We start from the raw sequence: 24,279 nt of genomic DNA on the forward strand, positions 1-24,279 counted from the left end.
TCTACCTGGGCCCGACGCCTCGATCGAACAGATTTACGCAGGTGGGGTGCCTTACGCGGAGGTGGCGCCCAGCCGCCGCCGGCAGTGGGTCTCGTCGGCCAGGGCGGCGCGGGTCGCCGGGTGGCCGGCGCCGAGCAGCCGGGTACGGACCGCGGTGATGTGGCGGTACTCGGCCAGGGCCTCCGCCCAGCGGTCCAGATGGCCGAGTGCGATCCCGGCCTCGCGGTGGCTGGCGAGGGTGTCCGGGTGGTCGGCGCCGAGGACGCGGGCGCGGGCGGAGCGGACCGTACGGGCCTCGGCCAGGGCGTCGTCCCAGTCGCCGAGGCGGCCGAGGTTGACGCCCAGGCCGTGCCGGGCCCGCAGGGTCTCCGGGTGGTCGGGGCCGTTCGCCCGGGTCCGGGCGCCGACCAGGTCGCGGTAGAGCACGGTGGCCTCCTCGGCGCGCCCGAGGCGGCCCAGGCAGATGCCCGTCTCGTAGCGCGTGGCGAGGGTGTCGGGATGGTCCGCGCCGAGGACGGCGCGCCGGGCCTCGGCGACCTCGCGGTGTTGGGCGAGCGCGTCCGACCAGCGGCCGAGGCGGCCGAGCGCGTGGCCGATCTCGTGCCGGGTCGCCAGCGTGTCGGGATGCTCGGCACCGAGCAGCCGGGCGCGGACGTGGGCGACCTCGCGGGCCGTCGCGTACGCCTCCGTGACCCGGCCGATCCGGCCGAGGGTGAACGCCAGGTTGTGGCGGCAGCGCAGGGTGTCGGGGTGCTCGGCGCCCATGGTGCGGGTCCGGGCGGCGAGGACCGTCTCGTACACCTCGTGCGCCTCGGCGTGGCGGCCGAGTCCGCCGAGGACGTACGCGGTCTCCTGACGGGCCGCCAGGGTGTCGGGGTGGTCGGCGCCCAGGGTGCGGGCGCGGCCCTCGGCGACCGCCGCGAACCGGTCCAGGGCGTCGGTGGCACGGCCGAGCCGGCCGAGCGCGAAGCCCAGTTCGTAACCGCTGGCCAGGGTGTCGGGGTGGTCGGCGCCGAGCACGTGCACCCGGTCGCGCACCACCGTGCGGAGCAGATCGGCGGCCTCCGTCCAGCGGCCGAGCCGGCCGAGCCCGAGCCCGGCCCGGTGCCGGCCGGCGAGGACGGCGGCGATCTCGTTGGCCGGGGAGACGGGGGCGGGAGCGATCTCGCCGACCGGGGATACGGGGGCGGGGGCGATCTCGGTGGCCGGAGAAACGGGGGGCTGCCCGGTCTCGGAAGGCGCGGGCGGGTGCGAAGCGGCGGTCCCGGTCCAGACGGTGGTGAGTGCGGCGGCGTGGTCGTGCGCCGGGGCGGGGCGGCCGGCGGGGCTGGAGGCCGCCGGGCGGCCGGCGGCCAGCGTGCGGGCCCAGGCGGGCAGCACGGCCGGCGGCGCCGGCCGGAGGGCGGGGTCCGTGCCGGTGCGGCCGGAGACCAGCCGCCGGCCCAGTTCGGCCGCGTCGGCCGGGCGCTCCCCGGGTGCCTTGGCGAGCAGGTCGAGGACGGCCAGGTCCAGATAGCCGGGCAGTTCGGGGCGGTGGCCGCGCAGCGGCGCGGGGGCGGTGTCGCGGTGTCCGATGAGGATCGCCCAGGTGTCCTCCATGTCGAACGGCGGCCGTCCGGTGGCCACTTCGTAGAGCACACAGCCGAGGGAGTACAGATCGCTGCGGTGGTCGACGGCGCCGCCCCCGCCGATCTGTTCCGGCGACATGTAGTGCGGGGTGCCCATGGCGATGCCGGTGCCGGTGAGACGGGAGGTGAAGTCCATGTCCGCGCCGAGCCGCGCGATGCCGAAGTCGCAGATCTTCACGGTGCCGTCGGTGAGCCGCATGATGTTGGCGGGCTTGAGGTCGCGGTGCACGACGCCCTGACGGTGGGTGTAGGCGAGGGCCTCGGCGACCTGTTCGGCGATGTCGAGGACCTCGGCGACCGGCAGCGGCCGCTTGTCGTTGTCGGTGAGCAGCTGGCTCAGATTGCGCCCGTCGAGGAGTTCCATGACGAGGAAGAGGACCCCGTCGGACTCGCCGAAGTCGTGGACGACGGTGATGCCCCGGTGCTGGAGCGCGGCGGCGACCCGGGCCTCGCGCCGGAAGCGCTCGCGCAGGACGGCGAGATGGTCGGGGTCGCGCTGCCGGCCGAGCGGTCGCAGGCACTTGACGGCGACGCGCCGCTCCAGCGACTCGTCGGTGGCCCGCCACACCTCGCCCATGCCGCCGCGGCCGATCACTTCCTGGAGCCGGTACCGGCCCTGGATCAGCCTGGTGTCCGTGTCCGCCATCGCGTGCTGTCGCCCCCGAGTACCCCGTCGCCGTGCCGCCCCTCCCCGGCCCGTCCCAGTATGGCGGCACCGGTCCGCAGACTGTACGACACGGGCGGGGTGTCCGGTCCGGGCCGGTCCCCGCGCGTCCGGTACGGTGCGCGGAAACCGCCGCCGGAGCGGCGTCTTCGACGACCGGCCGCCGGTTCGGGAAGAGGGCGCGAGCCATGGTCGGGGTGCCAGGCCGCCGGTCGGCGGCGGTGCGGGGCGGCGACGCGGGGCCCTGTGGGGGCGCACGGGGGCCGAGGGCGTACGCGAAAGTCGCAGTACGCCGCCGGACGCTCCGCGCGCGGGGCCGAGCGCCGTCGGCGCCGGAGCGCGGAGGCGCGGGGACGGCGTGGAGGCGGTGGTCGGGATGTGGCGCGGTACGCCCTCTTGTCAGCCGGGCCCGGGGTTCCAAGAATGCACATGACAACTCGCACCGCTTCGAACGCACCGTCACCAGAGGGGAACCCCCACATGAACAAGCCTCTCGCCGGCACGCTGATCGCGCTCGCCCTGGCAGGCGCGACGACGGCCCCGGCCATGGCTTCCTCGCCCGCGAACACCGCGCCGGTCAAGGCCGTCGCACCCGCCGCCGTCGACTTCGCGGGAACGGTCGCGCTCAGCAACTGTTCCGGCTCCGTCGTCCGGATGCCGTCCTCGCTGTCGACCGACCCCGCGCTCGTCCTCTCCAACGGGCACTGCCTGGAGACCGGCATGCCGGCGGCCGGCCAGGTCGTCAAGGACCGGGCGTCGACCCGTACCTTCTCCCTGCTCAACGGGGCGGGCACCAAGGTGGCCACGCTCCAGGCGAGCAAGATCGCGTACGCCACGATGACCGACACCGACATCTCGGTCTACCAGCTGACCAAGACGTACGACCAGATCCAGAGCCAGTACGGCATCGGCGCCCTCACCCTCAACGACGTGCGCCCGACGCAGGGTTCGGCGATCACCGTGGTCTCCGGGTACTGGAAGCGGACGTACAGCTGCAACGTCGACGGGTTCGCGTACCGCCTCAAGGAGGATGCCTGGACCTGGAAGGACTCGGTCCGCTACACCTCGTCCTGCAACACCATCGGCGGCACCTCCGGCTCGCCGGTGATCGACACGACCACCGGCAAGGTCGTCGCCGTCAACAACACGGGCAACGAGAGCGGCGGCACCTGCACCATGAACAACCCGTGCGAGGTCGACGCGAACGGCGCCGTGACGGTCCGCCAGGGCATCAACTACGCCCAGCAGACGTACCAGATCATCCCGTGCGTCGGGCCCGGGAACGTGTTCGATCTGAACCGGGCCGGCTGCACCCTGCCGAAGCCGTAGTCGGGTCGGGCCAGGCCGGGCCGTGTCGGGTCGGGTCGGGTCGGGTCGGGTCGGTAGGAGCGGCCGTACACAAGCCCGGATCCGGCCCGCCGGCCCGCCGGCCCCGCGGGTCGCCCGCGGGGGCGGCGGGCCGGGCGCCGATGATGGGGAGGTGTCCTCCCCGCTTCGCGCCCGCGCGTTCGACACGGCCGCCGATCGCTACGCGGCCGCCCGGCCCTCGTATCCGCCCGCACTCCTCGACCGCGTCGAGGAGTGCGCGGGGCGGCCCCTGAACGGTGCGCGCGTCGCGGACGTCGGCGCGGGCACCGGGATCGCCACCCGGCTGCTGCGCGACCGCGGGGCCCGGGTCGTCGGCGTCGAGCCGGGCCCCGCCATGGCGGCCCGGCTGCGCGCCCTGCTCCCCGGGGTGCCCGTCGTCCTGGGGGACGGCAACGCCCTCCCGCTCGCCGACGCCTCGCACGATCTGGTCACCTACGGCCAGTCCTGGCACTGGACCGATCCGGCCCGTTCGGTCCCGGAGGCCCTCCGGGTGCTGCGGCCGGCCGGCGCGCTCGCGATCTGGTGGAACACCACCGCCTTCGACGTGCCCTGGATCCTCGCCCAGCACCGGCGGATCGCCGAGGTCTGCGGGGTGGAACCGCAGTCCCGGGTGCGCTACGGGGACCGTGACGCCGTCCGCCGGGCGGGCCTCTCGGGCCTGCCCGTCACCCGCCATCAGATGCGCTGGAGCCGGACGGTCCCCCTCGGCACGCACCTCGCGAACATCGGCACCCGCTCGGCCTTTCTCGTCCTGCCCGAGGACGTCCGGCGCGCGTTCCTCCGCGAGGAGGGGGCGCGGCTGCGCGCGCTGTTCCCCGACGGGACCGTGGAGGAGACCTACGTCGCCGATCTGCTGGTGGCCACCCGGCCGTGAGCCGTACGCCCTCTGGGCGCTCCCCCGCCGGACCGGCACGCGACGGCCCGCGCCGCCCGCTCCACTCCGGTACGTTCCGGTACGCCGGAAGCCGGCGGGCCCGGGAGGAATCCCGGAGCCGCCGGCTCCCTCTGCGCCGTGATCGGGCCTCGGCCCCTGCTCCGGCTCGCGTTTCAGCCCTTGGCGGTCAAGTCTCTGAGTGCGGTGTTCAGTTCGAGGACGTTGACCCGGGGCTCTCCGATGAAGCCGAGGATCCGGCCGCCGGTGTGCTCGGCGACCAGTTTCTCCACCTGCTCGACGGTGAGGTGGTTCCTCTCGGCGACCCGGCGGACCTGGAGCCCGGCGTACGCCGGGGAGATGTTCGGGTCCAGGCCCGAGCCGGAGGAGGTCACCGCGTCGGCCGGCACCTCGGACGGTTTCACCGGGTGGCCGGGGACGGAGTTGTCCTTGACGACGGCCGCCTTGGCCTCGGTGACCCAGGTGATCAGCTCGGAGCTGTCGCCGGCGCGGTTGGTGGCGCCGGAGAGCAGGAGTGCGTATCGGGTGTTGACGGTGTTGGTGCCGAGACCACGGGACGGGCGCGGCTGGAACCAGCGCAGATCCGGGGCGGCCGTCTCCTGGCCGTCCTTGAGTGGCAGGTCGTAGCGCTGCCCGATGAGCGAGGAGCCGACGACCTTTCCGCTCGCGTCCTCGATCGTCGATCCGTTGGCCTTGGCGGGGAAGGCGAGCTGGGCGATCCCGGTCACGGCGAGCGGGTAGAGCACCCCGCACACCACCGTCAGGACGATCAGGGCCCGCAGGCCGGCCCAGAGCACACGGCCCGTGTTTCCTACCGAGTAGTTCATCGTGGATCAGCCGATTCCGGGGATGAGGGAGAGGAGCAGGTCGATGATCTTGATGCCCACGAACGGGGCGACGAGGCCGCCGAGTCCGTAGATCCCGAGGTTGCGCCGGAGCATCGAGTCCGCGCTGGACGGGCGGTAGCGCACGCCCTTGAGGGCAAGCGGGACCAGGGCGATGATGATCAGCGCGTTGAAGACGACCGCCGAGAGGATCGCTGACCGCGGCGACGACAGGGCCATGATGTTCAGCTTGTCGAGCGAGGGATACGCCACCGCGAACATGGCCGGGATGATGGCGAAGTACTTCGCCACGTCGTTGGCGATGGAGAAGGTGGTCAGCGCGCCCCGGGTGATGAGGAGCTGCTTGCCGATCTCGACGATCTCGATGAGCTTCGTCGGGTTCGAGTCGAGGTCGACCATGTTGCCGGCCTCCTTGGCGGCCGACGTGCCCGTGTTCATCGCCACGCCGACATCGGCCTGGGCGAGGGCCGGGGCGTCGTTGGTGCCGTCGCCGGTCATCGCGACCAGTTTGCCGCCTGCCTGCTCCCGCTTGATGAGGGCCATCTTGTCCTCGGGGGTGGCCTCGGCGAGGAAGTCGTCGACTCCCGCCTCCTCGGCGATGGCGCGGGCGGTCAGCGGGTTGTCGCCCGTGATCATGACGGTCTTGATGCCCATGCGGCGCAGTTCGTCGAACCGTTCCCGCATGCCCTCCTTGACGACGTCCTTCAGATGGACGACGCCCAGGACCCGCGCGCCGGCGTCGTCCTTCACCGCGACGAGCAGCGGGGTGCCGCCGGCCTCGGAGATCCGGTCCGCCAGCGTGTCGGCGTCGGCGGCGACCTCGCCGCCCTGCTCGCGGACCCAGGCGAGGACCGAACCGGCCGCGCCCTTGCGGGTCTGCCGGCCTTCGACGTCCACGCCCGACATCCGGGTCTGGGCGGTGAAGGCGATCCACTCCGCCTGGGCGAGTTCGCCCTGGTGGCGTTCGCGCAGCCCGTACTTCTCCTTCGCGAGGACGACGATCGAGCGGCCCTCGGGGGTCTCGTCGGCCAGCGAGGAGAGCTGCGCGGCGTCCGCGACCTCGGCCTCCGTCACGCCCTTGACCGGCACGAACTCGGCGGCCTGCCGGTTGCCCAGGGTGATGGTGCCGGTCTTGTCGAGCAGCAGTGTCGACACGTCGCCCGCCGCCTCGACCGCGCGGCCGGACATGGCGAGCACATTGCGCTGCACGAGCCGGTCCATGCCCGCGATGCCGATCGCGGAGAGCAGGGCGCCGATCGTCGTCGGGATGAGGCAGACGAGAAGCGCGGTGAGGACGATGAGGGAGGTCTGCTTGTCGGCCCCGGCGTAGATCGCGAAGGGCTTCAGGGTGACGACGGCCAGTAGGAAGACGATCGTCAGCGAGGCCAGCAGGATGTTGAGCGCGATCTCGTTCGGCGTCTTCTGCCGGGCCGCGCCCTCGACCAGGTTGATCATGCGGTCGATGAAGGTCTCGCCGGGCTTCGTCGTGATCTTCACGACGATCCGGTCGGACAGCACCTTCGTCCCGCCCGTGACCGCGCACCGGTCGCCGCCGGACTCCCGGATGACCGGGGCGGACTCGCCGGTGATCGCGGACTCGTCCACGCTCGCGACCCCCTCGACGACATCGCCGTCGCCGGGGATGATGTCGCCGGCCTCGCAGACCACGAGGTCGCCGACGCGCAGATCGGTGCCGGGGACCGGTTCCTCGGCGCCGCCGGCCAGCCGGCGCGCGACCGTGTCGGTCTTGGCCTTGCGCAGGGTGTCGGCCTGCGCCTTGCCGCGGCCCTCGGCTACGGCCTCGGCGAGATTGGCGAAGACCGTCGTCAGCCACAGCCAGCCGGCGATCGCCCAGCCGAACCAGTCCGAGGGGCTTTGGATCGCGAGGGCCGTGGTGACGACCGACCCGACCAGGACCACGAACATCACCGGCGTCTTGACCATCACCCGCGGGTCGAGCTTGCGCAGCGCGTCGGGGAAGGACGTGACCAGCTGCTTCGGGTCGAACAGACCGCCGCCCACCCGTCCGTGGGCATGCCGCCCGCCGGAGGGGTCCCCGTGGGGCGCGGTGGTCGGTCGCGTGGCGGACATGGCGTCCTCGTGATCCTTTACGTCGGGGTGGTGTGGGGCGGGGTGGTGTGGGGCGGGGTGCTGTGGGTCGTGGGTCCGGGCGGGGTGGTTCCGCGCGTCGCCGGTCCGGGGGGCGTGGGCCTGGGGGGCGTGGCTTCGCAGGCCGGGTTCCGGTGCGCCGGATTCCCGTATGCCGGATTCCGGTGTGCCGGGTTTCCGTATGCCGTGTGTCATGCCGCGAGCCCTTCGGCGAGCGGTCCGAGAGCGAGGGCCGGGAAGTAGGTGAGACCGGTGACGATCAGGATCGTGCCGCCCAGCAGGCCCGCGAACAGCGGCTTCTCGGTCCGCAGTGTTCCGGCGGTCGCCGGTACGGGTGTCTGTTCGGCGAGCGAGCCGGCGAGGGCGAGGACGAACACCATGGGCAGGAAGCGGCCGAGCAGCATCGCGATGCCGATCGTCGAGTTGAACCACTGGGTGTCGGCGTTCAGACCGGCGAAGGCGGATCCGTTGTTGTTGGCGCCGGAGGTGTAGGCGTAAAGGATCTCGGAGAAGCCGTGGGCGCCCGTGTTGAGCATCGAGTGCGGGGGCGTCGGCAGCGCGATCGCGAGCGCCGTGAAGCAGAGCACCAGCGCCGGGGTGATCAGGATGTAGCAGGCCGCGAACTTGATCTCGCGGGTGCCGATCTTCTTCCCCAGGTACTCGGGCGTACGGCCGACCATCAGACCCGCGAGGAAGACCGCGACGACCGCCATGATCAGCATGCCGTAGAGGCCGGAGCCGACACCGCCGGGCGCGATCTCGCCGAGCTGCATGCCGAGCATCGCGATGCCGCCGCCGAAGCCGGTGTACGAGGAGTGGAAGGAGTTGACCGCGCCGGTCGAGGTCAGTGTGGTGGCCACGGCGAACAACGACGAGCCGGCGATCCCGAAGCGGGTCTCCTTGCCCTCCATGGCCCCGCCGGCCAGCTCGAACGCCGGGCCGCGGTGGGCGAACTCGGTCCACATCATCAGCGCGGTGAAGCCGATCCAGATGACGGCCATCGTGCCGAGGATCGCGTACCCCTGCTTGACCGACCCGACCATCCGGCCGAAGGTCCGCGTCATCGCGAAGGGAATCACCAGTATCAGGTAGATCTCGAAGAGGTTCGACAGCCCGTTGGGGTTCTCGAAGGGGTGGGAGGAGTTGGCGTTGAAGTAGCCGCCGCCGTTGGTGCCCAGCTCCTTGATGACCTCCTGCGAGGCCACCGCGCCGCCGTTCCACTGCTGCGGGGTGCCGCCGAACTGGCCGACCTCGTGGATGCCGGCGAAGTTCTGGATGACGCCGCAGGCCACCAGGACCACCGCGCCGACGACCGCGATCGGCAGGAGGATGCGGACGGTGCCGCGGACCAGGTCGGCCCAGAAGTTGCCCAGTTCACCGGAGCGGGACCGGGCGAAGCCTCGGACGAGGGCGACCGCCACGGCCATGCCGACGGCCGCCGAGACGAAGTTCTGCACCGCGAGGCCGCCGGTCTGCACCACGTGGCCCATGGCCTGCTCGCCGTAGTACGACTGCCAGTTGGTGTTCGCGACGAACGACGCGGCCGTGTTGAAGGCCTGGTCCGGGTCGATCGACACGAAGCCGAGCGAGCCGGGCAGCGAACCCTGGACCCGCTGAAGCAGATAGAGGAAGAGGACACTGACGGCGGAGAAGGCGAGCACTCCGCGCAGATAGGCCGGCCAGCGCATCTCCGTGTCCGGGTTGGCGCCGATCGCCTTGTAGATCCACTTCTCGGGACGGTAGTGCTTCTCCGAGGAGTAGACGCGCGCCATGTGGTCGCCGAGCGGCCGGTACGACAGACCGAGCGCGACGACCAGCGCCAGAAGCTGGAGGACTCCAGCGAGGACGGGACTCATCTCGGGGCTCAGAACCTCTCGGGCTTGACGAGGGCGAGGATCAGATAGCCCAGCAGGGCGACGGCCACGACGAGACCGACGATGTTCTCGGCAGTCACAGCTTGGCCACCCCCTTGGCGATGAACGCCACCAGCGCGAAGATCGCGACCGTGGCGAGGACGAAGGCCACGTCGGCCATCGTGAGCTCCCGGAGAAATGAGGAAGGGAATCGAATACTCGGACACGAGGAGCGAACCTCATATCAGCCACGCCGCCGCTGCCGTTGACGCCCCTCTGACGCCTGGGGGTCCGGTCTTGACGCGTCCTCTACGGGTTCGGGCGCGGACGCCGTAGGGAGACGGCGGGGGGCGTTTCGGCCAGGGTGACATCGGCGTGCGCGCCGATGTCACGGGCAGGTGGACGAGCGGGCGGGGCGAGGGTGCCCGGGCGGCGCATGTGGGCGGCTTGGCGACGGCTTCGCGTCCATGTCGGGACACCGCACGGCGTCCCGGGTGTCCCGAAGCCGTCTCGAAGGCGTCCCGAGGACGTTGGTGTACGGCGTCGAGGTGGCGCCGTGAAGAGAAGGGCGGCCTTCCGGCGGTCTTGCGGGAGTCCCGCGCGCTCGGTTTCCATGGAGGCGCACACAGCACACGGCCCTCATCCGGCGGACCGCGTCGACGGACGTCCCGTCCGTATGCCCGGCCGACCGGATTCCCCGTGCCCTGACCGCCGGGGCGTCGCGACCCGCCGTCCGGTGCCCCTGCTCCGTACCCGTGTACCCGCGCTTCCCCTGCCTTCCTCCGCGCCCACCGGCCGAACCGCCGGCCGGCGCCGCCCCGCGTTCGACCTCGCGTTCGCCCCGCCCCCGGCACCGCCCTCAGCACCGCGCCCGGCTCCGCGTCCCGCCCCGTACCTCCTCGTCCCCGCCGCACCAGGAGTACCCGTGATCCCCCACGCGTCCCACCAACCTCCCGCGCCCGCCCGGGTGTTCCTCTCCGGCACCCCGGGATCCGGCGCGCTCGCCGAGCACGTCCTCGCCACCGGCCACGGCCGGTGGTGGACCGACCGGGCGCGAGAACCCCGCGTCGTGGCCGTGACCTGTGGCGGATACGCCCTGCTCACCGGGGACCCCGGTGCCGTCTCCCCGGAGCTGTTGGCCCCGTTCGCCGGGCACTACGTCGAGGCGCCGGACCGCTTCCTGCCGGTCCTCGGCGCGGCCTTCGGCCACCTCCACCCCTGGGAACGCATGCTCTACGTCCACCGGGCCGAGCCCGTCGCGCCGCGCGTCCCCACCGGGGTGACCGTGCGCCGCCTCGCGCCCCGGGACGCTCCCGCGCTCGCCGGCCTGGATCCGGCGGCGGCCTGGCTCCACGACACCTGGGGCGGGCCCGCCGCCCTCGCCGAATCCGGCCTGGCCTGGGCCGCCTTCCGCCGGGGCCGGATCCTCGCCCTGGCCTGCACCCGCTTCCTCGGCAGCCGCTACGAGGACGTCGCCTGCGCCACCGGCCCCGGCGAACGCCGCCGGCATCTCGCCCTGGCCTGCGTCACCGGGCTGACCGCCGACATCACGGCGCGCGGTCACCGCGCCAGTTGGTCCTGCTCGCGCGACAACCGCCCGAGCCGGCTGCTCGCCTGGACCGCGGGCTTCCGGCTGAGCCGTGAGTACGTCCATTTCGCCGCCGGACCCGCCGTCGGCACGTCGGCACCGGCGGACGCGGCACGGGGGCCTCGGGCGGGGACCCCGTGAGGGAGCCGAGCGCGCCACACTCGAAAAGGAACGGGAATTCCTGTGGGGCGCTGTCCGGCGCCTCGGCCGAGCCGATCCACCGGACAGCGCCCCACGCCCCCGCGGAGGCACCCGTATCGGGCGCCTCCGCGGCGGCGATTCACCGGCCTGTAAATTGCCGGGATTTGGGAATCATATTGCCTTCGCCCTTCGACGGGGCAATACGTGCCGTCAGTTCCAGCAGGTCATCGCGGAATAGCCGGCGTAGTTGTTGTTCCACACGTAAAGCCAGCCGTTCGCCTGCGTGACCCCGCAGGCGTTGTAGCGGTCACCCAAGGCGTAGCCCTGGCAGTACCAGGTGGTGCCCTTCTGGGCGGTGGTGACCACGGCGGCGCTGACACTGGGGCCGGTCCGGACGGCCACGGCCTCCGCCGCCGTCGCCAGCTCCGTGCCTCCGCTGCTGCACCTCGTGTAGGAGGCGGAATCGGCGGACCCCTGCGCGGCGTCGGCGACGCCCGGAACCATCAGGCCGATGAGCGCCGCGGCGGCCAACGCCGCGACCGACCTTGCCCCCAGGTACTTTCCCACTGTGTTCCTCCGGTCGACTCTTGTGAAGTGGACACCGGAAAGGAAACGACCCTTGACGGTGACGCGTCAAGGCGACGGTGTCGGAGAGGCTTGTTCCCCTCGCTCCCGGCTTGTTTTCCACCGGTGGCCATTCCCGGCTTGTTCCGGACGGGCGGCGCGGCATACGAAAAACGCTCCGGAGAATGCGGTCGACGCATTCTCCGGAGCGCTTTTCGGTCAGCTTCGCCGCATCCGCGTCGATCACCGCCGGGACATTCGGGAGGCCCGTCCTTTCTGCCCCCACCGAGGCCGAGGAGGATGCGGCGACCTCCCGAAGGGCGGCCTCGGCCCCCTCGCGCACCGCCTTCTCCCGGCCGTCCTTTGCCATGCCGTGCCGAAGAGCGGTGGGCGCGGGTGGACGCCACCCCTCACGCGTCACGAACCGTCAGCGGCGGACGCGGGGCATGCCGAGGCCGATCCAGGAGATGATCTCGCGCTGGATCTCGTTGTTGCCGCCGCCGAAGGTGAAGACGACGGCGGAGCGGTAGCCGCGCTCGAGTTCGCCGTGGAGGACGGCGCCGTGCGAGCCCTCCTTGAGCGCGCCCGCCGCGCCGGTGACCTCCAGGAGCCAGGCGTAGGCGTCGCGGCGCGCCTCGGAGCCGTACACCTTGACGGCGGAGGCGTCCTGGGGGGTGAGGGTGCCGTCCTGGACCGCGTTCACCATCTGCCAGTTGAGGAGTTTCATCGCGTCGAGGCGGACGTGGGTGCGGGCCAGGACGCGGCGGACCCAGCCGAGGTCGAGGACGCGGCGGCCGTCGGCGAGTTTGGTGTCCGCGGCCCAGCGCCGGACGTCGTGGAGGGCGCGGATGGCCATGGTGCCGTGGGCGGCGAGGGTGACGCGCTCGTGGTTGAGCTGGTTGGTGATCAGTCGCCAGCCCTGGTTCTCGGCGCCGACCCGGCGGGAGCAGGGGACACGGATGTTCTCGTAGTGGCTCGCGGTGGTGTCGTGGGAGGCGAGCGTGTCGATGAGGGTGCAGGAGTAGCCGGGATCGCTCGTCGGGACCAGGAGCATGGTGATGCCCTGGTGCGGCGGGGCGGCCGGGTCGGTGCGGACGGCGAGCCAGACCCAGTCCGCGGTGTCGCCGTTGGTGGTCCAGATCTTCTGGCCGTCGACGAGGTAGTGGCCGTCCGTCTCGTCGCCCTCGCGCACGGCGCGGGTCCGGAGCGCGGCAAGGTCGGTGCCGGCGTCGGGTTCGCTGTAGCCGATGGCGAAGTCGATCTCCCCGGAGAGGATCCTCGGGAGGAAGTACGCCTTCTGCTCGTCGGTGCCGTAGCGCATGATCGTCGGCCCTACGGTGTTGAGCGCCATCAGCGGCAGCGGGACGCCGGCCTGCGCGGCCTCGTCGAAGAAGACGAACTGTTCCATCGGGGTCAGGCCGCGGCCGCCGTACTCGGTGGGCCAGCCGACGCCGAGCCAGCCGTCGGTGCCGAGACGGCGCACGGTCTCGCGGTAGAAGCGTTTCCGCTCGGCGGGGGCGGCACAGCGGGTGCGGGCGTGGACGTCGTCGGGGACGAGCGTCGCGAAGTAGGCCCGCAGCTCGGCGCGCAATCGGTGCTGGGCGGGCGTGTAGTCGAGGTGCATGGCGTCTCCCGTGGCTCGGTCCTCGGCGCGGGGCGGTGCGGTGCCGTGCGATGCGGGCAGCCCGGCTCGGCGCGGACGGTCCCTGTGCGGCGAGCCACGGTAGAACGTGTTCCACAAAGGGGGAAGGCCCGTGCGCCGGCCGGTGGCGTACGGACCTTCCACACCCCGCCGGGTGGCGGGGACGCGGTCTTCAGGTCTTCAGGTCTTCAGGTCTTCAGGGCAGGAGTTCGTCGAGGGAGGCGCGCGCCCCCTTCCGTTCCATCCGCCGCTCCGCCCACGCGAGGTTCTTCGGGTTCAGGTCGCGGCCCGAGGCGAGGACCAGGTCCTCGGCGGAGAACTCGCCCTCCGACCCCGCGTGCAGCAGCTTGTCGGGGGTGGGCGTCTCCCCCCGGGCCCCCCGGGACGTCTTGTCGGTGTCTCCGGTCATGGCGCCTCCTGGCGTTCCGCACGGTTACACGAGTACTGGCCATTCTCGTGTCCGGGCCGGGGTCCCGCATCCGGGGCCCGCCGGCCCGCCGAAATCGCCCGCAGGCCGTGCTGTCGCCGCCGTGGCGTCGGCGGGGGCCCGGCTCGACAATGAGGAGGATGACCGACGACGAGTACAGCGCGCGCGGCGGTGAGATCGGGCCGGCCGAGCGCCTCGCCATGAACCGCACCGGCAGCTTCGACTGGGATCTCGACACGGACACCATCGATGTCGACGACGCGGGCCTGCTGGTCCTCGGGGTGGGTCCGGAAGGCTTCGACAGGCGGTCCGCGTCGCTGATGCGCGGCCTCGACCCGGCCGAGCGGGACCGGCTGAACCGGATGATCCAGGAGGCGGTCTCCGGCGACAGCACCTCGTACGCGGCCCACATCCGCCTCGGTCCGCCCGGCGGCCCACCCCAGTGGACGCATGTGCAGGCGCGGATCCTGCGCCGGGCGGACGGGACGGCGCACCGGGTCGTGGGGATCGTGCGGGACACCACCACCGAGGTCACGAACTCGGAGTTCATCCTCAACCTGGCCAAGCGCCAGGAGGTGCAGACCACGATCGTGCAGCGCACGACGCACGCGCTGTCGCGGGCGGTGACCGTGGACGACGTGACGGCCGCGCTGACCGGTCCGGCCGGGCTCGGGCGGCTCGGCGCGGACGGGCTGGGGCTCGGGCTCGTCGAGAACGGCAATCTCGACCTGATCGCGCTGAGCGGTGAGGGCATCGACGTCTTCGAGGACTTCCGCAGCCGCCCGCTGGAGCCGGGGCTGCCGCTGGCGGAGGCGGTGCGCAGCGGCGAGGCGCGGTTCGTGTCCGAGTTCCCCGAGCACGTGGAGCAGGACTTCCCGCGGCTCGTGCCGTACGTGCACCGGATGCCGTACCACTCCGCCTGCTATCTGCCGCTGGTGGCGCAGGCCCGCTCGCTGGGCGGGATGGCGCTGTTCTACCGGCGGCGCAACCGGTTCGACACGGACGAGCGCAATCTGCTGCTCGGGCTCGCCGCGATCGTCGCGCAGTCGCTCCAGCGCGCGATCCTCTTCGACGAGGAGCGGGAGCTGGCCACCGGGCTCCAGGCGACGATGCTGCCGCGCCGGATCCCGAAGATCGAGGGCGGCGAGATAGCCGTGCGCTATCACGCGGCGTGGAGCGGGCGGCAGGTCGGCGGCGACTGGTACGACGTGATCCCGCTGCCGCGCGGACGGGTCGGGGTGGTCGTGGGCGATGTCCAGGGGCACGACACCCATGCCGCCGCGATCATGGGGCAGTTGCGCATCGCGCTGCGGGCGTACGCGGGCGAGGGCCACCCTCCGTCGACGGTGCTGGCCCGGGCCTCCCGTTTCCTCGCGGAGCTGGACACCAATCGCTTCGCGACCTGCACGTACGCACAGGTGGACCTGGCCGGTGGCACGGTGCGCGGGGTGCGGGCGGGGCATCTGGGGCCGCTGATCCGGCATACGGACGGACGGGTGGGCCGGCCGAAGCTGCGCGGCGGGCTGCCGCTGGGACTGGCCACGGTCTTCGGCGAGGAGGAGTTCCCGGAGACGCGGCTCGACCTGGTGCCGGGCGAGACGCTGGTGCTGTACACGGACGGGCTGGTCGAGCAGCCCGGCACCGATCTGGAGGCGGGGCTCGCGAAGCTGGCGGCGGCGGTGGGCGGTGGCCCGCCGGAGGCCGAGGCGCTCGCGGACCATCTGTCGGACCGGCTGTGGGAGCGGTGGGGGGCGGGGGACGACGTGGCCCTGCTGGTGCTGCGGCGCAGTCCGGACCCGGGCACGCCCCGGGCGCCGCGGATCCACCAGTACATCCATCAGGCCGATCCGCAGGGGCTGTCGGACGCGCGGGCGGCGGTGGGACAGACCCTGGTGGACTGGGGCATGCCCGAACTCGCCGACGACGCCGAGCTGTTGACGGGCGAGCTGTTGGTGAACGTACTCCTGCACACGGAGGGCGGGGCGGTGCTGACCCTGGAGGTGCTGCCGGAGCCGGTACGGCGGGTCCGGCTGTCCGTGCAGGACCGGTCGAGCGGCTGGCCGCGCCGGCGCACCCCGGGCGAGGCGGCGACGTCGGGGCGCGGGCTGCTTCTCATGGACGCGATCGCGGCCCGGTGGGGTGTGGAGCCGCGCGGCGAGGGCAAGGCGGTGTGGTGCGAGCTGGAGCCGGTCGAGCCGCGCGGCGGGAACGGGCGGGACGGTGGCGCGGGCGGCGGTGGTGGTACGGGCGGTGGCGGCAGGGGCGGCATCTACGGGGGCGGGAACGGCCGGGACGGCGGCGCGGCCGGGGAAGCCACGCGGCGCGCCGCGGACTGGATCGAGGACGAGGGCTGAGCGGCCGGCGCGGCCGAGGGCCGTGACGGGCCGCCCGCGCCCCGCCGAGGGAAGGACGGTGCGTGCCGATGGACCCGGTGGCGGCGCTGGACCGGATCGCGTTCCTCCTTGAGCGTTCGCGGGAACCGACGTACCGGGTCCGCGCGTTCCGTACGGCCGCGGCGGCGGTGACGGCCCTCGGCCCGGACGAGGTCGAACGGCGGGCGTCCGCCGGGACCCTGGAGTCGGTGAAGGGCATCGGCCCGAAGACGGGCGCCGTGGTGCGCGAGGCACTGGCGGGCCGGGTGCCGGAGTATCTGGAGCGGCTGGAACGGGAACTTCCGGTGCCCGAGGTGTCGGGCGGCGAGGAGCTGCGGGCGGCGCTGCGCGGCGACTGCCATGTGCACTCCGACTGGTCGGACGGCGGCAGCACCATCGAGGACATGGGGCGGACGGCGGCCGGGCTCGGCCACGAGTGGATGGTGCTCACGGACCACTCGCCGAGCCTGAAGGTGGCCCGGGGACTGTCCGCCGAGCGGCTGCGCGAGCAACTGGACACGGTGGCCGGGCTGAACGCGCGATGGGCGCCGTTCCGGCTGCTCACCGGCATCGAGTGCGACATCCTGGAGGACGGTTCGCTCGACCAGGAGCCCGGCCTGCTCGACCGGCTCGACCTGGTCGTGGGCTCCGTGCACTCGAAACTGCGGATGGACGCGCGGGCGATGACCCGACGCCTGGAGCGGGCGGTGCGCAATCCGCTGATGGACGTACTGGGGCACTGCACGGGCCGGCTGGTGAGCGGCGGCCGACTGCGCCCGGAGTCGGCGTTCGACGCGGAACGGGTCTTCGCGGCGTGTGCCGAGTCGGGTACGGCGGTGGAGATCAACAGCCGTCCCGAGCGGCTCGACCCGCCGCTGCGGCTGCTCCGGGAGGCGGTGGCGGCCGGGGTCCGCTTCGCGGTGGACACGGACGCGCACGCGCCGGGGCAACTGGAGTGGCAGATCCTCGGCTGCGCGCGGGCCGAGGAGTGCGGGGTGACGGCCGAGCGGGTGATCAACACCTGGCCGGCGGACCGGCTGCTGGAGTGGACCCGGGGGTGAAGATGGCGGGGCAGGAGGCTCCCGGGGCCGGGGATGGCGGGCGTCGGGCCTCGGGCCTTGGGCGGCTGCTTACGACGCCCGAGGTCCGGCGTCCGACGCCGCTGGTTATTTCCTTACCTGGTCCGCTATGACCGCGCCGGGCGGGGCCGGGCGGGCAGGAGGACCGCGCAGGCGGTGGCCGCCAGCAGCCCGCCGGCCAGGAAGGCGGCGCGGACCCCGGCGTACGGCAGGATCAGCCCGCCGAGGGCGGCGCCCGCGGCGATGCCGACGTTGTAGGCACCGGAGTTGGCGGCGAAGGCGAGGTCGGTCCGGCCGGGGGCACAGAGCAGCATCGCGTGCTGGGTGGCCATGAAGACGGGTCCGAGCGCGCCGCCCGTGAGCACCAGGAACAGGACGGCCGCTGCGGGCCGGGCACCCCACACGGACAGACCGAGCAGTCCCGTCGCCTGGACGGCCACGGCGCCGGTCAGGACACCGTGCGGGAAGCGGTCGAGCAGCGGACCGGCGAGGCTCACCCCGGCCAGGCAGGCGGCCCCGAAGGCGAACAGGAGGACGCCGGTGGTCTCGGGCCGGAACCCACCCACGTCCCCGAGGAAGGGCACGAGGTAGGTGTATCCCGCGAACGCGCCGGTGGCGGAGAGCGTCCCGGCGGCCAGTACGACGGCGAACCGGCGGCGGTCGGGGCGGGTGCCCCGCGCGGCGGCCTCCGTCTCCGGGCGTACGGTGGGCAGCAGGGCGGCGACCGTCACCATCGGGACGAGCCCCAGCACGGCCAGGACGGCGACCGGCAGCGGCCAGCCGCCGTGCCGGCCGAGCCAGGTGCCGCCGGGCACCCCGACGACGAGCGCGAGCGAACCGGCCACCGACAGCGCCCCGATCACCCGCCCCCGGACGCCGGGCGGGAACAGTCCGGCGGCGACCGGGCCCATCACGGCCCAGAACAGGGCCTGCCCGAGCGCGGTCACCAGCCGCGCGGCGAGCAGCGGTCCGTACGAGGAGAGCAGCGCGGCCGCCAGGCTGGAGACGGCCAGGGCGGCGAACACGCCGGTCAGGACGTGGCGGCGGGGCACGGCCCGTACCGCGTGGGTGAGCGGCAGGGAGACGACGGCCACCGTCAGGCCGTAGCCGGTGACGAGCAGTCCGGCGGCCGGTACGGACACGTCCAGGCGGGCGGCGAGGACGTCGAGGAGCCCGATGGGCAGGTTCTCGGCCGTGTTGAAGGCGAAGGCGCCCAGCATCAGCGCCCCCAGTACCGCGCCGCGCGCCCGCGCGGAGCGCTCGGGGAGGGTGGGGAGAGTCGTGTCCATGGGTCCAGCTCAGTGGGCGGCCCCGGGCCGCCGCAAGCGAATTCGTCCGGCGGGCGGGGCGGGTCACGCCGGGCCGGGCGGACATCGGCCGGACTACCGAGCGGACCGCCGGGCGGACGGCTGGGCGGGCCGTCGCGGACCATGGCGGGCCGGGCGTCGGGACGGGTGGTCGGGCTACCCAAGGACGAGCCAGGGGCGGGGCCGTTCCGTGGCGGGTCAGGCGCGCTGCCAGACCGTGGTGGCGTTGCAGAACTCGCGGATGCCGTGCCCGGCCAGCTCGCGGCCGTACCCCGATCGCTTCACCCCGCCGAAGGGCAGAGCGGGGTGGGAGGCCGTCATGCCGTTGACGAAGACGCCGCCCGCCTCCAGGTCTCGGACGAAGAAGGCGATGTCCTCCTCCTTACGGGTCCACACGTTCGAACTCAGTCCGAAGGGCGAGTCGTTGGCGACGGCGACGGCCTCCTCGATGTCGGCGACCGGGTAGAGGGTGGCGACGGGCCCGAACGCCTCCTCGTGGTGGACGCGCATCGCGGGGGTGATGCCGGTGAGCACGGTCGGCTTGTAGAACCAGCCGCGCGGGAAGGCGTCGGGCCGCCCGCCGCCGCACAGCACGGTGGCCCCGGCGGCCACGGCGTCGTCGACGAGCGCCTCCAGGTCGGCGCGGCCCTGCTCGGTGGCGAGCGGGCCGACGTCGGTGTCGTCGTCGAGCGGGTCGCCGATCGTGAGGGCGTTCATGGCGGCGGTGAACCGCTCGGCGAAGGTGTCGTAGACGTCGCGGTGGACGATGAACCGTTTCGCGGCGATGCAGGACTGCCCGTTGTTCTGTACGCGGGCCGTGACGGCGGTCTTGACGGCCCGGGACAGGTCGGCGGAGGGCATGACGATGTACGGGTCGCTGCCGCCGAGTTCCAGCACGGTCTTCTTGATCTCGTCCCCGGCGATCGCGGCGACGGACCGGCCGGCCGGTTCGCTGCCGGTGAGGGTGGCGGCCACGACCCGGGGGTCGCGCAGCACGCTCTCGACGGCCCCGGAGCCGATGAGCAGGGTCTGGAAGCAACCCGCCGGGAATCCGCCGCGGCGGAAGAGTTCGCCGAGGTAGAGCGCGGTCTGGGGCACGTTCGAGGCGTGCTTGAGCAGCCCGGTGTTGCCGGCCATGAGGGCGGGCGCCGCGAAGCGGACGACCTGCCAGAGGGGGAAGTTCCACGGCATGACGGCGAGGATCGGGCCGAGCGGCCGGTAGCGGACGCGCGCGAAGTCGGCGCCCGAGTCCTGGACGTCGTGCTGGGCCGGCCGCTCGTCGGCGAGCAGCTCCTCCGCGTGGTCGGCGTACCAGCGCATGGCCTTGGCGCACTTGGCCACCTCGGCGCGGGCGGCGACGATCGGCTTGCCCATCTCGGTGGTCATGGTGCGCGCGATGTCCTCGGTGTCCTCGTCGAGGAGGGCGGCGGCGGCGCGCATCAGCCGGGCGCGTTCGGCGAAGGGGGTGGTCCGGTAGCGGCGGTACGCCTCGTGGGCGGCGTCGATGCGCCGCTCGATCTCGGCGGGCCCCTGCGCCTCGTACGTGCGCAGTGTCTCGCCGGTCGCCGGGTTCACGGTGGCGATACCCATGTCGTCTCCTCCATGCCTCCGCCCCCGCGCCGCGCTCCCCCGGGGTCAACCTCTCGCGGACCGGGCGTGCCCGCAATCGGGACGGGACGAACGGGCGGAGGGGGCCGGAGCGCGGGGGAAACGAGAGGAGCGCGCACGGGGCGAACGGAGCGCCGGACCTCCCGCTACGTCCCACCCGCCCCGTCTCCCGTGGACCGGGGTCACCCGGTGGTGCGGGCGACCCAGCCGAGGGCGCCCGCGAGGTGGGCGCAGAAGGCGGGGTCCGCGTACGCCTCGGTGGCGTGCCCGAGTGCGGTGAAGAGGAAGCGGCCCCGTCCGGGCACGGCCTCCCGGCACCACACCAGGGGATGGTCGGCGCCGAGTGTGCCGCCTCGGTAGGAGTTCTCGTCGACGCGGGCGAGGACCCGGACGCCGGCGGCCCGCGGGTGGGCGGTGAAGTCGTACCACTCGTCGGTCCACTCCCAGCGGGCCGGCAGCGCGGCCGTCGCCGGATGGCCGGGGTCCTCGGCGCACACCACGCCGGGCTGGAGCGCGGGGTGTCCGGCGAAGCGGGTGCCGAGGAGTTCGCCGTAGAAAGGCCAGTCGGGCTCGGCGTTGGCCGCCGCGTGCACGGCGAGGACACCGCCCCCGTCCCGTACGTACGCCTCGAAGGCCGTCCGCCCCTCGTCGGTGAGGACGGTGCCGGTGGTGGAGAGGAGGACGACGGCGGCGCAGCGGGCGAGCCGGGCGGTGGTGAAGGCGCCGGGGTCCTCGGTGGTCTCGGGGGTGAGCCCGGCGGCGCGGGCCAGCGCGGCCAGGGCGGCGGCGCCGGCGGGGATCGAGTCGTGGCGGTAGCCGGTGGTACGGGTGTAGACGAGGACGTCGCCGCCGCGCCGGGCTCCCCGGTCCGCCCGGCCGGCGGCCCGTCCGGTGGGTTCGTCCCATCCCGTGGGTTCGTCCTGCCCGGTGGGTCCGGCCTGCCCGGTGGGTCCAACCCGTCCTGTGTGTCCGGACCGTCTGGTGGCTCCGCTGTCGTCGCCGTCCGCCACGCGGTGTCCTCCGCTCTCCCCCGCCGTCGGCAAGCGCTTTCGCGCCCGTCCGGCCGACCGTAGCCAGCGAAAAGCCCGCGCCGCAAGGTCCGTCCTCCGGCAGACTGCGGCGATGGATCTCCTTCCCCGGTCGCGCCGCGCACTCGCCCATGTCTCCGCCCGTACCACGGGCGGGCCGCTCGATCCCGCACTGCGGGTCACCCTCAATTTCCATCCCGTCTTCCTCGGCCGGCTCGCCGAGGACGGGGTCTACCGCTCCCAGTTCGTCACGGGCACCGGGAACGGCGGTCTCACCGCGCACCCCGGCGGCGACCGATGGGACTGGGAGAGCCGGATCTTCGGCGGGGCGTACGACGACGCCCCGGCGGTCGAACGGCCCGTGTACGGCGCGCTCGACCACCGGCGCCGTTCCTTCGGTGCCGCGCCCCGGTTCGGCTCCGCGCATCTGCGGCTGAACTCCGCCGCTTTGGCCCGGACGACCTTCTGCTATCCGGACAGCGTCCTCGAACCGGCCGACTTCGGTGTCGCCGGACGGGCCGCGCGGCTCGTCGCGCTCGCCCTCGCCGACGGTCAGGACGCGCTGGACGACTATGTGGAGACCCAGGTACACGGCCCGGTCGAACTGGCGCGGGATGTCGAGGAGTTGGTCCTCGACCCGGCCTTTCGTGGTACGGAGGTGGAGGCCGCGGCCCGTGCGCTGCCGTGTCCCGTCGCATGGCACGGGGGCTTCCGGCTTTCGGTCGGGGAGCTCGGGCGCCATCCGGACTACCGGGGGCCGCGGTACGTGGAGTTGGGCGCCGCGCTGGCCGTGGACGGGTGGCTGGACGCGCGGATCGTACAGGAGGCCGCCGAGTCGGGGCGGTACGACCGGCAGGAGGTGAAGCGGGTCTGGCATCTGCTGGCCCGGTTCGGGGCGCCGGAGCGGTAGACGCCGCAGCGGCAGGCGGCGGGCTCCCGCCCGGGCGGGACCGGGGCTCCGGACCGTTCGCGACCGGGGGCGGCGGCCGGGCGCCGAGGGCTCCGAAGGGCGGGGCTCCGGCCAATTCGGCGAGCGGTCACCGCCGCCGTCGGAGACATTGTCGTATCGGATACAGCTCTGTATCTTTTGGCGCGCCCGGATGCCCGACCTGCCGCACCGCCGGAGGTTCCCATGACCGATCTGTCGCCCGAACTCGCCGAACTGCTCTCCGCCGCCATCGGCCCCCTGCCCGAGGGGGCCGTCGTGCCGCTGCCGCCCACCTTCGATTCGGTCGACGAGGAGCGTCGGTACCGAAAGGAGCAACTGGCCGCCGGTTTCCGGATATTCGGCCGGTTCGGCTTCTCCGATGGCGTCGCCGGGCACATCACCGTGCGCGACCCCGGGGAGCCGGAGACCTTCTGGGTCAACCCCTTCGGCATGCACTTCGGCCAGATCAAGGCGTCCGACCTGATCCGGGTCGACCACGAGGGACGGGTGCTGGACGGCGTACGGCCGGTCAACCGGGCCGCGTTCGTCATCCACGCCCAGGTGCACCGCGCGCGCCCGGACGCGATCGCCGCCGCGCACTCGCACTCCCTGCATGGCAAGGCGTTCTCCAGCCTCGGTGTCCCGCTCGATCCGATCACCCAGGACGCCTGCGCGTTCTTCGAGGACCACGGGATCTACGACGACTACCGGGGTGTCGTCAACGAGCGGGAGGAGGGCGAGCGCGTCGCCAAGGCGCTCGCCTCGTACAAGGCGGTCATCCTCAAGAACCACGGGCTGCTCACGGTCGGCCAGTCGGTCGCCGAGGCGGTCTGGTGGTTCGTCACCATGGAGCGTTCCTGCCAGGCCCAGTTGCTCGCGATGGCGGCGGGGACGCCGCATGTGATCGACCGGGAGACGGCGCTGCTCACCCGCAGCCAGGTGGGGTCGCCGATCGCCGGCTGGTACCAGGCCCGTCCGCTGTGGGACCAGATCACGGCCTCGGATCCCGACCTCTTCAACTGACGGCCCGGCCCGGCCGAACCCGGCCGCAATCGGTCGGGTTCCCCACCGGGCTTACTCCTAGAGAACGTTCGCCTCCTCGCGCGGAGTTCCCGTCCGGGACTGTGACATTCCCCTGCCCCGCCGGACCTGTTCGCCACAGCCGCGACCTGCGCATACTCCACTGCCGCCGCACCCGAGCCCGTCGGGTCCGGCGGTCCTTCGAAAGGGAGTTGAGGAAACGGATGACCTCGCGCACGGTCCCGGCGGCGGCCTCGGGTACCTGGACACTCGGCGACCACACGGTCCACCGGATCGGCTTCGGCGCCATGCGGCTTACCGGGAACGCCGCCTTCCACCTGGGTGATCCGAGCGACCGGGGCCGGTCGATCGCCGTTCTGCGCCGCGCCGTCGAACTCGGCGTGAACCACATCGACACCGCCGCCTTCTACTTCTCCCGGCTGCGGTCGGCCAACGAGCTGATCAACTCGGCGCTCGCGCCGTACCCGGACGATCTCCTGCTGTCCACGAAGGTCGGTCCGGCCCGGGACGCCTCCGGCGAGTGGGCCACCTCGGCCCGTCCCGACCAGTTGCGCGGCCAGGTCGAGGAGAACCTGCGCCAGCTGGGTCGCGACCACCTCGACCTGGTCAACCTGCGGGTCATGAGCCAACCTTCGGTCAGCGAGCACTTCGGGGCGCTCGCCGAGCTCCGTGACGCCGGACTCGTCCGTCATCTCGGCCTGTCCAACGCCCGCCCGCAGCACCTGGACGAGGCCCGCGCGATCGCTCCCGTGGTGTGCGTGCAGAACCGCTACGGTCTCGACGCGCGCGACGACGGGGAACTCCTGCGCACCTGTGGCGAACTGGGCATCGCCTTCGTCCCCTTCTTCTCCATCGCGGGGGCGGGGCGCGAGGCCGGCACCGCCGCCACCGAGCACGACACGGTCCTCGCGGTCGCCCGCGCGCACGGCGCGAGCCCGGCCCAGGTCCGTCTCGCCTGGACGCTGCACCAGGGCCCGCACGTCCTGGCCATCCCCGGCACGGGCAACCCGGACCATCTCGTCGACAACCTGGCGGCCGGTGAACTCCGGCTCACCGACGGGGAGATCGACAGCCTGAACGCGATCGGCAGCGGCTGACCGCTAGGGCGTGTTTCGAAAGTAGCTCCGTCCGCCCGGAGGGCGGGGCCTGCGGCGTCTGGTGCACTGCGCTCGCTTCGCTCGCTCCGTCTCGGCGC

19 protein-coding genes are annotated in these 24,279 nt (G+C 73.1%); 8 read left to right on the forward strand and 11 right to left on the reverse strand.

Annotated elements, in window-relative coordinates; genetic code table 11:
• Positions 1-51: 51 nt before the first annotated feature.
• Entirely contained in the window at positions 52-2,274 is a 2,223-nt protein-coding gene (locus tag ABZ990_RS23165) for a tetratricopeptide repeat protein (protein WP_361234644.1), read from the reverse strand.
• A gap of 498 nt (positions 2,275-2,772) precedes the next feature.
• Here ABZ990_RS23165 and ABZ990_RS23170 point away from each other — a divergent pair, with 498 nt between their 5' ends.
• The gene (locus ABZ990_RS23170; RefSeq protein WP_361234646.1) at positions 2,773-3,621 is read left to right on the forward strand and encodes a serine protease; all 849 of its coding nucleotides are present in this window, start codon (positions 2,773-2,775) and stop codon (positions 3,619-3,621) included.
• Between the two features lie 151 nt (positions 3,622-3,772).
• Complete coding sequence (locus tag ABZ990_RS23175) at positions 3,773-4,534, forward strand: methyltransferase domain-containing protein (RefSeq protein ID WP_361234649.1); 762 nt, start codon at positions 3,773-3,775, stop codon at positions 4,532-4,534.
• Positions 4,535-4,707: 173 nt separating this feature from the next.
• Here ABZ990_RS23175 and ABZ990_RS23180 read toward each other — a convergent pair whose 3' ends face one another.
• The 4 genes from ABZ990_RS23180 to kdpF form a co-directional block, all read right to left on the reverse strand.
• Complete coding sequence (locus ABZ990_RS23180; RefSeq protein WP_361234652.1) at positions 4,708-5,379, reverse strand: potassium-transporting ATPase subunit C; 672 nt, start codon at positions 5,377-5,379, stop codon at positions 4,708-4,710.
• Between the two features lie 6 nt (positions 5,380-5,385).
• On the reverse strand, positions 5,386-7,488 hold the full coding sequence (gene kdpB, locus ABZ990_RS23185; protein WP_361234654.1) for a potassium-transporting ATPase subunit KdpB: 2,103 nt from the start codon (positions 7,486-7,488) through the stop codon (positions 5,386-5,388).
• Between the two features lie 209 nt (positions 7,489-7,697).
• Positions 7,698-9,362, reverse strand: a complete 1,665-nt coding sequence (gene kdpA, locus ABZ990_RS23190) for a potassium-transporting ATPase subunit KdpA (protein WP_361234657.1) — start codon at positions 9,360-9,362, stop codon at positions 7,698-7,700.
• 8 nt (positions 9,363-9,370) lie between these two features.
• On the reverse strand, positions 9,371-9,460 hold the full coding sequence (gene kdpF / locus ABZ990_RS23195; RefSeq protein WP_361234660.1) for a K(+)-transporting ATPase subunit F: 90 nt from the start codon (positions 9,458-9,460) through the stop codon (positions 9,371-9,373).
• An 824-nt stretch (positions 9,461-10,284) separates the two neighbouring features.
• Between kdpF and ABZ990_RS23200 the strand changes: the two genes are divergently transcribed.
• Positions 10,285-11,088: a GNAT family N-acetyltransferase gene (locus tag ABZ990_RS23200; protein ID WP_361234663.1), complete on the forward strand. Its 804-nt coding sequence runs from the start codon at positions 10,285-10,287 to the stop codon at positions 11,086-11,088.
• Between the two features lie 210 nt (positions 11,089-11,298).
• Here the strand turns inward: ABZ990_RS23200 and ABZ990_RS23205 are convergent, their stop codons facing one another.
• The 3 genes from ABZ990_RS23205 to ABZ990_RS23215 form a co-directional block, all read right to left on the reverse strand.
• Positions 11,299-11,655 (reverse strand): hypothetical protein, encoded by a 357-nt coding sequence (locus tag ABZ990_RS23205; RefSeq protein WP_361234666.1) that lies wholly within the window; start codon positions 11,653-11,655, stop codon positions 11,299-11,301.
• 424 nt (positions 11,656-12,079) lie between these two features.
• Entirely contained in the window at positions 12,080-13,276 is a 1,197-nt protein-coding gene (locus ABZ990_RS23210; protein ID WP_361234668.1) for an acyl-CoA dehydrogenase family protein, read from the reverse strand.
• A gap of 214 nt (positions 13,277-13,490) precedes the next feature.
• Positions 13,491-13,703 (reverse strand): hypothetical protein, encoded by a 213-nt coding sequence (locus ABZ990_RS23215; protein ID WP_361234671.1) that lies wholly within the window; start codon positions 13,701-13,703, stop codon positions 13,491-13,493.
• A 158-nt stretch (positions 13,704-13,861) separates the two neighbouring features.
• Between ABZ990_RS23215 and ABZ990_RS23220 the strand changes: the two genes are divergently transcribed.
• Positions 13,862-16,075, forward strand: coding sequence for a SpoIIE family protein phosphatase (locus ABZ990_RS23220; protein ID WP_361234674.1), 2,214 nt, complete (start codon positions 13,862-13,864; stop codon positions 16,073-16,075).
• Between the two features lie 68 nt (positions 16,076-16,143).
• A complete protein-coding gene (locus ABZ990_RS23225) occupies positions 16,144-17,154 on the forward strand; it encodes a PHP domain-containing protein (RefSeq protein WP_361234697.1) in 1,011 nt (336 codons plus the stop codon).
• 125 nt (positions 17,155-17,279) lie between these two features.
• On the opposite strand, the gene ABZ990_RS23230 is transcribed toward ABZ990_RS23225, so the two are convergent.
• The 3 genes from ABZ990_RS23230 to ABZ990_RS23240 all read right to left on the reverse strand — a co-directional run bounded on the left by ABZ990_RS23230 (position 17,280) and on the right by ABZ990_RS23240 (position 21,097).
• Positions 17,280-18,392, reverse strand: coding sequence for an MFS transporter (locus tag ABZ990_RS23230; protein ID WP_361234701.1), 1,113 nt, complete (start codon positions 18,390-18,392; stop codon positions 17,280-17,282).
• Positions 18,393-18,677: 285 nt separating this feature from the next.
• On the reverse strand, positions 18,678-20,069 hold the full coding sequence (locus ABZ990_RS23235) for an NADP-dependent succinic semialdehyde dehydrogenase (RefSeq protein ID WP_361234677.1): 1,392 nt from the start codon (positions 20,067-20,069) through the stop codon (positions 18,678-18,680).
• Positions 20,070-20,269: 200 nt separating this feature from the next.
• On the reverse strand, positions 20,270-21,097 hold the full coding sequence (locus ABZ990_RS23240; protein ID WP_361234680.1) for a ThuA domain-containing protein: 828 nt from the start codon (positions 21,095-21,097) through the stop codon (positions 20,270-20,272).
• 112 nt (positions 21,098-21,209) lie between these two features.
• Between ABZ990_RS23240 and ABZ990_RS23245 the strand changes: the two genes are divergently transcribed.
• The 3 genes from ABZ990_RS23245 (at position 21,210) to ABZ990_RS23255 (ending at position 24,181) form a co-directional block, all read left to right on the forward strand.
• Positions 21,210-22,025 carry a DUF3626 domain-containing protein gene (locus ABZ990_RS23245; RefSeq protein ID WP_361234683.1) on the forward strand — a complete coding sequence of 272 codons (816 nt, stop codon included), beginning with the start codon at positions 21,210-21,212 and terminating at the stop codon, positions 22,023-22,025.
• Positions 22,026-22,247: 222 nt separating this feature from the next.
• Entirely contained in the window at positions 22,248-23,066 is an 819-nt protein-coding gene (locus ABZ990_RS23250) for a class II aldolase/adducin family protein (RefSeq protein ID WP_361234686.1), read from the forward strand.
• Between the two features lie 221 nt (positions 23,067-23,287).
• A complete protein-coding gene (locus ABZ990_RS23255; protein ID WP_361234689.1) occupies positions 23,288-24,181 on the forward strand; it encodes an oxidoreductase in 894 nt (297 codons plus the stop codon).
• Positions 24,182-24,279 lie beyond the last annotated feature (98 nt).

Source organism: Streptomyces sp. NPDC046203 (assembly GCF_040646255.1).
GTDB lineage: Bacteria > Actinomycetota > Actinomycetes > Streptomycetales > Streptomycetaceae > Streptomyces.